The sequence below is a fragment of the Tsukamurella sp. 1534 genome (assembly GCF_000312385.1).
In the GTDB taxonomy this organism is placed as follows: domain Bacteria; phylum Actinomycetota; class Actinomycetes; order Mycobacteriales; family Mycobacteriaceae; genus Tsukamurella.
In genome coordinates this window covers 84,216-94,445 of sequence record NZ_HE997627.1, presented here as the reverse complement: position 1 = coordinate 94,445, position 10,230 = coordinate 84,216, and the positions used below count along the sequence as shown (strand labels likewise).

The 10,230-nt window shown below is 74.5% G+C and carries 5 protein-coding genes; 1 reads left to right on the top strand and 4 read right to left on the bottom strand.

What is annotated here, in order from left to right; genetic code table 11:
- Nucleotides 1–15: 15 nt before the first annotated feature.
- Nucleotides 16–1,056, bottom strand: a complete 1,041-nt coding sequence (locus tag BN39_RS12745; RefSeq protein ID WP_081586088.1) for an alpha/beta fold hydrolase — start codon at nt 1,054–1,056, stop codon at nt 16–18.
- Nucleotides 1,057–1,111: 55 nt separating this feature from the next.
- On the opposite strand from BN39_RS12745, the gene BN39_RS12740 reads away from it, so the two are divergent.
- A complete protein-coding gene (locus BN39_RS12740) occupies nt 1,112–1,717 on the top strand; it encodes a TetR/AcrR family transcriptional regulator (RefSeq protein WP_019202794.1) in 606 nt (201 codons plus the stop codon).
- Between the two features lie 10 nt (nt 1,718–1,727).
- Here BN39_RS12740 and recD read toward each other — a convergent pair whose 3' ends face one another.
- Genes recD through recC form a run of 3 tightly spaced genes read right to left on the bottom strand, consistent with a single transcriptional unit; the run spans nt 1,728 to nt 10,179 of the window.
- On the bottom strand, nt 1,728–3,527 hold the full coding sequence (recD, locus tag BN39_RS12735; protein ID WP_019202793.1) for an exodeoxyribonuclease V subunit alpha: 1,800 nt from the start codon (nt 3,525–3,527) through the stop codon (nt 1,728–1,730).
- Nucleotides 3,524–6,871, bottom strand: a complete 3,348-nt coding sequence (locus BN39_RS12730) for a UvrD-helicase domain-containing protein (protein WP_019202792.1) — start codon at nt 6,869–6,871, stop codon at nt 3,524–3,526. Before BN39_RS12730 ends, recD begins: the two co-directional genes overlap by 4 nt.
- Nucleotides 6,871–10,179 carry an exodeoxyribonuclease V subunit gamma gene (gene recC, locus BN39_RS12725; protein WP_019202791.1) on the bottom strand — a complete coding sequence of 1,103 codons (3,309 nt, stop codon included), beginning with the start codon at nt 10,177–10,179 and terminating at the stop codon, nt 6,871–6,873. Before recC ends, BN39_RS12730 begins: the two co-directional genes overlap by 1 nt.
- Between the last annotated feature and the right edge of the window lie 51 nt (nt 10,180–10,230).

Genomic DNA, 10,230 nt, shown 5'->3' with positions numbered 1-10,230 from the left:
GGCTCGCCCGCAGTGCTAATTCTTCAGGCGCGAAACGAGCTCGGCGACGTCGCCGGCGATCCGTTCCGGCTGTTCGCCGTTCACCGCGTGGGACGCGCCGTCGTACACCCGGACGGTGCCGCTGCGGAGGGCCCGGCGGGCCGTGGCGGCCGCGGTCGCCGAGTCGTGCATCACCGACCGCCCGGCGATGATCGCCAGGACCGGCATGGCGAGCGTCCCCAGCTGCTCCTCCGAGATCCGGGCGGGCGAGGGCTTCTTCAGCACGTAGTGCTTCATGCCCGCCTCGATCATGTCGGCGACGGGAACGTCCTGCACGGGAGCCCCGCCCGCGGTGTACGAGTTGAACCCGTCGCGCCAGGACTTGGGGAGCCACGGAACGCTCGCGGGGACCGACCGCAGGACGGTCGCGAAAGGCAGGTCGTCGAAGGTGAACACGGGATCGACGAGCGTCAGGGTCGTGATCCGGTCCGGCCGGTGCACGGCGAGGTTCGCGGCGGTCCATCCCCCGATCGAGAGGCCGACGAGGTTGACCCGCCCCGCCGGGATCCCGGCGATCGCCTGGTCCAGCCAGGCCGCCTCGTCGGCCGCGTTCTCGATGGGTCGCTCCTGCACGCTCATCCCGGGCTCGCCCAGCAGATCGATCGTGTAGACGTCGCCGATGCGGAGCAGCGAGTCCATGTTGTCGGCCCAGACGGGGCTCGCCGAGGCCCGCCCCGGGACCAGGAGCATCGGTGCGGCGTCGCCCGCGCCGTCGAACCGGTACACCCGGACCACCCCGAAATCGGTGCGCACGTCGCGCGTCTCGGCGACCGCGGGCATGTCCCGGAACGCGGCACAATACGCGGAGAGGAAGGCGTCCTGCCCGGTGGCGCTGTCCCAGTGCCCGACCGGGGACGGGGTGCGCCACCAGAACGCGACCGCTGCCACCGCGAGGGCCGTCAGCGCGGCACCGATACGCACTCCTCGCCGCCGGAACCACCGTCGGCGCCCGCCGCCGCGAGCAGCGCCGGCCGGGCCCGTGGCGTCCGGACCGGTGGTGTCGTCCCCTGTGCGCATCGCGCCCCTCTCTACCGATCGGTCAGTGTTTCAACCCTACGGTAGGCTGGCGGGCGTGATCAAGGACGGCACCTCACCGGAACGCGGCGGCCCCACATTCACCCAACGTGGCCGCCGGGCACAGATCGTCGACGTGACGATCGGACTGCTGGCCGACCAGGGCTACGACGGGATCTCCCTGGCGCAGATCGCGCACGGCGCGGGCGTGAGCAAAGCGACGGTGCTGTATCACTTCGAGGACAAGGCCGCGGTCGTGCGCGCCGCGTACGAGCATGTGGTGACGGAACTCGTCGGCGCGGTGGGCGCGGCCGTCGACGCGGTGGGCGCCGCCGACCGTCCGGCAGCGTACGTGCGCAGCATGATCGCCCACCTCGCAGAACACCCGGCGCACACGCGGACCAGCATCGAAGCGCTCACCCATGCGACCGAGGAGCGCGACACCGCCGCCCGGTGGCGACCACTCGCCGAGCTCATCGCGGCGGCCCGCCGGGACCGGGGCGGCGGCCCCGCCGAGGACGCCGCGCACGACGACCGGACCGGGGCGCTCATCGTCGGCGGCGCGATCGACGCCGTCGCCTCCGAGAAGCTCGCGGATCCCGGTTACGACGCCACGGCCGCCGCGGACCGCATCGTCGAGATCCTCGACCGCCACCTCATCTGACCACGCGGGCCTACCCGCCGCTGCGAAGCCCGCTCGCGCGCAGCACCCGGCGCTCCACGCCGGCCCGGAGCGCCTCCTCCGAGCCGAGCAGCCGCACCCGCTGCCGGGCACGGGTGATGGCCGTGTACAGCAGCTCCCGGGTGAGCAGGCGGGAGTCGGCGGGTGGGATGACCACGGATACCGCCTCGTACTGGCTGCCCTGGCTGCGATGGATCGTCATCGCGTAGACGGTGCGGACGGCCACCAGCTGGTTCGGGTAGAGCAGCGCCACATCGCCGCCGCGGGCGAACGCGGCACGCAGGTCCGCCGGGTCCCCGCCGTGCGCGATCACCACGCCCACATCGCCGTTGTAGACCTTCGCGTCGTAGTCGTTGGCGGTCACCAGCAGCGGTTGCCCCGCGTACCAGCCGAACCCCCCGCCGATCCGCACCCCCGCCCACTCCTCGGCCAACTGCGCCCACCGCGTGACGCCGGACGGCCCCTCCGAGTGCGCGCACAGGACCCGGTGCAGCTGTACGGCTTTCGCGGCCTCCGGGGCGTGCCCGTCACGGGCCGCGGCCACCGTGGCGGCGCCGGCCGCCGCCACATCGGCCCGCAGGCCGTCGGTGTCGTCCGGATCGCACCAGTCGATCGCTCCCCCACCGCCGGACCGCGCCAGCTCGATCACCCGGTCGGCGTCGCCGCGGCGCACAGCGTCCGCCAGATCGCCCAGGGCGCCGGTGAACCGCCTACCGCGGCGCAGCCGCACCACGCCGCGCCGCGCGTCGAGCGCCTCGGCGGGATCCACCGCCGCCTCCTCGCCGCCGGCGCGGGCCGACTCCTCGACGAGCAGCTCCTCGACCGCGGCCGACGGTGCCCGGGTCACGCCGCGCGCGACCAGGTCTCCCAGGACAGCACCCGCGTCCACGGACGCCAGCTGGTCGGGATCGCCCACCAGGATCAGTCGCGCATCGGGGCGCAGCGCCTCGAGCAACCTGCACATGATGGTCAGCGACACCATGGAGGTCTCGTCCACCACCACCACGTCGTACGGCAGGTGGTTGCTCGCGTCGTGCCGGAACCGGCTGGCGCTGCCGGGCTTGAACCCGAGCATGCGGTGGATGGTCTGCGCCGGGATCTCCCGCGGCAGACCGAGTTCCGCGCCCTGCGTGCGCACCTCGCCCGCCAGCTGCGCAGCTGCTCGCCCCGTGGGCGCGGCGAGCCCGACGCGGAGTTCGGAACCGTGCTGATCGAACAGCAGCGCCAGGATGCGCGCCACCGTGTACGTCTTGCCGGTGCCGGGCCCACCCGCGAGCACCGTGGTCTGCCCGAGCACCGACACCGCCGCGGCGAGCCGCTGGCGATCCGGCCCGGGCTCGGGGAACCGTCGGCGCAGGCCGTCCCGCAGCACATCCGGGTCGACGCCCGGGGCCGCGCCCGCGCGGGCGTCGAGGATCGCCCGCACCGTCTCCTCCTGCCGGTGGTACCGGTCCAGGTAGAGCAGCTCGTCGTCCACCAGGCGCAGCGGCCGCAGCGGACCGGACGAGGCGCCCACCACGAGGGGACTGCGCCGCAGCGCCGCCCGTACATCGTCCCCGTCGGGCCAGGGCAGGGCGTCGAGGTCCACCTCGTCGTCGCCGTCGACGGCCACGTCCCGCAGCCGGGACAGCGGCAGGCACACGGAGCCGAGCCGCACGGCGCGGGTGGCGAGAGCGGCCGCCAGCAGGACCCCGTCGTCGGCCTCGCCGCCGAGCCTGCCCAGGGTCGTGGCCACGTGTACGTCGGCGGGCGCCAGCACCCCCGCCTCCGCGAATTCCTCCAGGATCGTCATCGTGCGCCTCCCGCCAGGGCGTCCGACACCGCGACCACGAGCGCCGCCGGCGGGTGCCACTCGAAGACCCCGGCACCGGGCGGGGTCTCGGCCCCGATCATCGCCCGCACGAAGTGGTACTGCACCACCCCGAGGTGGGTGTCGGGCGCGTAACCGGGCACCTTCCACGCCAGGAACCGGTGCAGCGCCACGGAGTACAGCAGCGCCTGCAGCACGTAGTGCGAGGAGATCATCTCCGCCGCCATCGCCGCGGGCGTGTAATCCGCCGTGGTCAGATCGCCTCGGGCGAGCCGGTTCGTCTTGTAGTCGACCACCACGTACCGCTCTCCCGCGCCGTCGCGCACCCGGAGGACGGAGTCGATGCTGCCGGTCAGGTATCCGCGGAGAGCCGCGCCGGGCACCTCCCGCAGCCGCGCCGCGTACGGCGCGAGCGGATCGTCCGCGGACAGGTGAGCGTCGAGCAGGTCGGCGATCGCACCGAGCGTCGCCGAATCACGTTCGGCCAGTGGCAGTTCGAAGTCGAGCTCGGCGAGGTGATCGCCCGGCGCGACGTCGGCCAGGGTCACCGACCGCAGCGGTCCGGTGCCCAGGGGCGTGCGCAGCACCGCGCTGAGAGCGGCGGCGACCTCGGCGGGGTCGTCGGCGGTGGTACCGAACTCGGCCGCCTCGCGACACCGGGCCAGCACCTCGGCGTCCAGATCCGCCGCGCCGGTGTCGACGTGTTCGAGGATCTCGTGCACGAGAGTGCCGAACACGGCACCGCCCGACAGCCCGTTCATCAGGCTCGACGGTGCGCCGCCGGCCTCCGCCGGGGACTCCAGCGGCTCCTCGACGGGCTCGTCCGCCAGCGCCGGATCCTCGGGTTCGCTGCCCGTGTCCGGCGCGGGCGGATCCGCAGGGCCGTGCGCGGCGTCCGCGACGAGCGCCGAATAGCTCGTGCGCCGCCACGCCGGATCGATGCGGCGGGACGCCCGACCCAGTTCCAGCGCGGGGTACGGATCGAAGTGCGGGCGCCACTCCGCGGGCTCCGGTACCGGGACAGGGACCGCCTCCAGGGACACCGCGGATTCGACGGGCGCGGCCCATTCCCGCAGCCGAGCGCCGATCTGGTCGTCCCGCGGGATCGGCGCCGCATCGACGGGGATCCGGCCACCGCCGACGTCGGAGAACAGCAGACGGTGCAGCGGCGACGTGCGGGTGGTCGTACCGGGCGCCCACCACAGGACGAGCCGGCTCTGGGCGCGGGTGGCACCCACGTAGAACAGGCGCAGCTCCTCACCGGCGGCCTCCTTGAGCGAGACCGCGAACCTGGACGCGTGGCCGGGGGCGGATTCACCGCCCACGTCGATGAGGCGGTCGCCCTTCTCGTCGTGGAAGGTGAAGGTCTTCTTCCCGCCGAACGCCCCGTCGTCCCAGCCGAACGGGAGGTAGACGATCGGGAACTGCAGCCCCTTGCTGGCATGCACCGTCATCAACTGGACTGCCGCGGTGTCCGTGGCGAGGCGGCGCGCCGGATCCGCTGTGCCGCCGAGGCCGGGATCGGCGATCCGCTCGGCGAGCCACCGCGTCGCGGCGCCGAGGCCGAGCCCCAGCGTCACCGTGGCGTGCTGCACGAGCTCGGCCACGTGCCGGAGATCCGTGAGCACGCGTTCCCCGCCGATCCGGCCGAGGAGCCGCTCGTCGAACCGGGAGCGGGTGGCGAGCGCGTCGAACATCGCCGCGAACCCGGCCCGGGCGAACGTCCCCGCGAGGGCGCGCAGCCGGCCGCTCACCTCCGAGATCAACTCGTCGCCGCGCTCGTCCAGCTCCCGGGCCGAGAACTCGAACAGCGGGGTGAGCGCCGCGAGGCGGGCGCGGTCGCTGCGGCCCGGGTTCTCGAGGGCCTGCAGCACCCGCAGCCAGTCGATCGCGGCCGCGGTCGTGAACACGCTCGCGCCGCCCGCGGCGACGGCCGGGACACCCAGGCCCTGCAGCAGCGACTGCAGCTCGGCGACGTGGGCGTTCTTGCGGACCAGGACCGCGATGTCGCCCGGCCGGATCTCGCGGGCCCCGCCGTCGTCCGTCTCGAGGCGATCCCCCGAGGCCAGCGTGCGCGTGATGTCGGCGGCCGCGTCGCGCAGCACCACGGGCCGCACGTTCCGCACGTAGGGCGTGCCGCTCTGCGTCTTCGGCCCGAGGCCGTTGGAGCCGAGGTGCCGCAGCCGCAGCGGCGCGCCGCCGGTCAGCCGCGACGCCTGCCGATGCGCGGACACCGCGCCGGCGACGATGAGCGGATCCCCCAGGGCGACCTCGCCGTACAGGTGCTGCAGCGCCGTCACGAGCGGGGCGTCCGAGCGGCGGTTCACCGCGAGCGCCTGGTGCCGGTCGGCGGCGGTCGCGGCGCTCAGGTAGCTGTACACCTCCGCCCCGCGGAAGGCGTAGATCGCCTGCTTGGGGTCGCCCACCAGAACCAGGGTGCGGTGGCCGTGGAAGGCCTCCCGGAGGATGTCCCACTGCACCGGGTCGGTGTCCTGGAACTCGTCGACGAGCACCACCGAGTACAGCGCCCGCAGGCGTTCGCGGGCGCGCGGGCCGTGCTCGGGATCGGACAGCGCCTCCCGGAGCAGGCCCTGCAGGTCGTCGTAGTCGCGCAGGCGGCCCATCCGCTTGCGCCGGTCCACCTCCCTCCGCACGACTCGGGCGTAGTCCACCCGCTGCGCGGTGTCGGTACCGGGCTCGGCGTCCGTCGGGGTGATCGTCGCACGCGGATTCGCGACGACGGTGCGCGCGTACAGCAGCGCGTCGGACAGCGGGAACGGCGCGCGGCGGCTGCCGGCGAACATCCCGAGGTACACGTCCTGCGCCACCTCCTGGACCAGATCGTCGACGTCCTCCACGAACCGCACGCCCGGTTCGAGGTCGCCGGCGAGGCCCAGCGCGTCGAGCATGCGCTGACAGAACCCGTGCGTGGTGGTGATGGTCGCGGCATCGAAATCGGAGAGCGCGGTCACCAGCCGCCGGTGCCGCGCCGCCACCTCCTCCGCCGATCCCGAGGCGAGGTGGGCGAACAGCTCGTCGCCGGACGCCGCGGCCGCGGCGGGATCGCGCAGCGCGCGCTCGACCGACAGCAGCCGGGCGCGGGCGCGCTCCCGGAGCTCCTGGGTGGCGGCGCGGGAGAACGTCACGAGGAGCATCGAGCCGAGGTCCGCGACACCCTCCGCGACGTACCGGGCCAGCAGGCCCACGATCGCGTAGGTCTTGCCGGTGCCGGCGCTGGCCTCCAGCACCGTGGTGGTGGGCCCCGCGGGAAGCGGGCCGGTGAGCTCGAACGGAGTGACGCCGAGGACGGGTTCGCGCGAGGTCATCAGATCATCTCCTCGTGCGTGAGCAGGGGCACCCAGAGCCGCGCGGCGAGGGCACCGAACCGCGTTCCGGCGCGGGAGAACCCCGCTTCGTCCCCGACGGGCGGCACCAGCGCGTCGTCGAAGGCGGTGTCGCCCAGGGCATACCGGATCGACCTGTCGCGACCGTCGCCGAAGGCGCTGTCGAACTCGGCCCGCGCGGCGTCGAGCGCGGCCTGCTGGGTATCGCCCGCGGTGCCGCGCTCGATGTACAGCGCGGACGTCGTGGGGAACAGTGGCAGCGGTTCGCGGAGCCCGCGGTCCCGCAGGTCGACGAGCTGCCGCAGCACGACGGCCGGATCCGCGGGGACGCTCAGCCGCGACGTGAGCACACCGCGGAACCGGGCGCGCCCGATCGCCACCGCCGCGGCGCCGTCGCGCCCGCCCGCGGCGAGCGCCAGCAACGAGACCCATGCTGCCACGCGGTGTTTCGGCGCCAGCCGGGAGAACGAGGCGCGCACCACCCCGTCGGGCCGGACCGACGGTACCGATCCGACGAGCCGGCGTCCCTCCCCCAGGTCCACCGAGACGTCCACGGTGGTGGCGGGGCCCTCCATGAGGGGCCGCGCCACCCTGGCCAGTTCGGCGACCGTGGCGCTGATGTCCTCCAGGACGGCCGATCCCAGTGCGAACGGCGGCAGCGTGCCGCGGCGCACCTCGGCGGCGGCGAACCGGTCGGGCGGCGTGCCCGCGAGCGCTGAGGCCAGCATCCGTTCGCCGATGTCCCACTTCTGCAGCCCGTCCGGCGCGATCGTGAGGGCCTCGGCCAGTTCCTCGTCCGCCTCGGGCACCGTGAACCCGAGCCGCTGGCGCAGGAACGCCTTGACCGGATGCTCGCAGAACCGCAGCAGCGCATCGAGATCCACGTCCTCGACCGCACCGGCGAGGAGCGGCGCACCCAGGAAGGGCTCCGGCGGGGACGGGGTGCCTGTGGCGGCGACCGCGCCCGCGTACGCGGCCGGGTCGAACGAGAACGGCGCCCCCGTCCCGAAATGCGCCGGATCGAAGTTCGCCGGGTCGAAGGGCTGCAGTGCGTGCCGGAACTCCAGTCCGGTGGCGTCCGGGTCTGTGAGCAGTGCCCGCGCCGCGTCGCGCAGTTCGGCCACGGGCACCGCGGGGGGCCGGACCGTGCCCTTCACCGGGTCCGCACCGGTGTACAGGACCAGCAGCCGGTCGGTGGCGCTGTCGACGGCGTCGAGGAACAGCTGCCGGTCCTCCGCGCGGGGGTCCCGCTCGCCGACGCACGGCGTCCGGCCGAGCACGTCGTCACCGGAGTACCGGGTGGCGCGGGGGAACACCTCGTCGTCCAGTCCCAGCAGCACCACCACGCGGTGCGGCACCGAACGCATCGGCACCAGCGTGCACACGGTGAGTTCGCCCGTGCGGAAGTTGGCCCGGGTGGGCTTGGCGGAGAGCCGCGAGCCGAGCATCGCCCGAACCTCCGGAAGGGTCAGCTCCCGGTCGTCGCCGCCGCGGAGCGCCGCGGCCAGCTCCCGGCCCGCCTGGGTCACCTGCCACGCGTCGGCGGGTGCCACCGCGGCCACATCGCCGGTGAACCGGTGCAGGGCATCCGCCCACTGCGCCGCGGGACGGCGGCCGCGGCAGTCCTCGGTCGCGCGGGTGAGCACGCCGAGGAATTCGGCGAACCTGCCCACGAGGTCGATGTCCGTGGAGTCCACGTCGTCCAGCGGGAGGCCGAGGCCCAGCCACTCCCCCTCGGACTCGTCGGCCACCACGCCGAGCACGATCCGGTCCAGGGCGGTGGCCAGGGTGTTCTGCGGGAATCCGCCGAGGCCGTACCGGTCCCGGCCCGCCGCGTCGAGCCCCCATCGCGCACCCGACGGTCCCGCCCACTCGCGCAGGCGCTCGATGTCGTTGTCGCTGAACCGGAACCGGCGGCGTACCGGATCGGTGGCCGCGAGATCGAGCACCTCCGCCACCGTCGCGCGGCCGTCCGCCAGTTCGAGCACCGTGACCAGGGCGTCGAGCAGCGGGTTGGTGAACCGCAGGGACCGGTCCGCGAGCCGCACGCGCAGCCGCTGCACCGGGTGCACCTGCTCCCCGCCCTCGCCCTCCCCGCCGACGACGGCCTGCCCGAACGCGGACCGGATCAGTGGGGCGTGGGTCTCGATGTCCGGGCACGTGACCAGCACGTCCCGCGGCTGCAGCGTGGGGTCGTCCTCGAACAACCGCACCAGCCGCTCCCGCAACACCTCGATCATCCGGGCCGGTCCGTGGCAGGCGTGGAACTCGATGGTGCCGTCCGGGACGGCTCCGGGCGTGAGCGGCGCGTCCTGCGCGATCGCGACCTGCAGCCTGCCCAGGAGCGTCTCGGGCCGCGGCGGCACGGCGTGGTGTTCGTCGGCGTCCGCGAGAGGCGCGACGCGGGCCTGCAGCTCACGGGCCTCGCGGCCGAGGCTCGCCAGCAACGGGTTCGGCCCCGCGACCGGGACGGCTCTCGGTACCGGACCGGAGGGGGCGGCACCGTCGGACGCGGCCTGCCGGGACCAGAGCGCCGGGCTGGGGTGCGGCAGCCACAGGTGGACGTCCCGCCCGGCCGCGAGCGCGGAGAGGACGGCGGCCTGATCCGTGGGAAGGCGGGTGGGCCCGTAGATCGAGACCCGGGCGGGCAGGTCCAGGAGCGCGGGCTCGGCGCGCAGCACGGCGCAGGCGTCGCCCAGTCTCTCCGCGGGCCCGGGCGTCCCGGCGAACCTTCGGACCCGCCGGTACAGCTCGGCCTGCCACAGCAGGTCCTCCGGCAGCGCCCCGCCGAGCCCGTCCGTGTCCCGGCCCGCGGCCCAATCCGCGAGCATCTCCGGCCGGTTCGCCGCGTACGAGCGCAGCAGGCCTGCCAGGAGCTCGGCCGTCGGATAGCGCCGTCGCGGCCGGTGGCCCGGCTGGTCGGCCCAGCCGCCGGGACGGGTGACGCCGAGGTGCCGCCCCAACAGCGCGCCGGCCGGCTCGAACGCCAGCTCGTCGATCGCCGCGAGAACCAGCCACACGAGTCGCTCGCCGCGCCACGGATCGTCGTCGAGGGCCACCCCCGAGGCGGCGGACACCGCGTCCGCGACGAGCGAGGCCGGGGTGGGGAACACGATGTTGGCGGCGATGCCCAGCTTCGACGCGAGACGCTGCGTGATCCACCGCTCCACGCCGCGGGCCGGCACGGCGACGACCTCCGCGGCGAAGGGATCCGCGCCGGGCGCGGCGAGGACCTCGGCGAGCGCGTCCACGAGCACGTCGCCGCGCTCGGAGCGGTGCACGGTCAGCATGGACCGTGTCTAACACGTCGGTCCGACGGGCACCGACGGCGGCACCGTCCC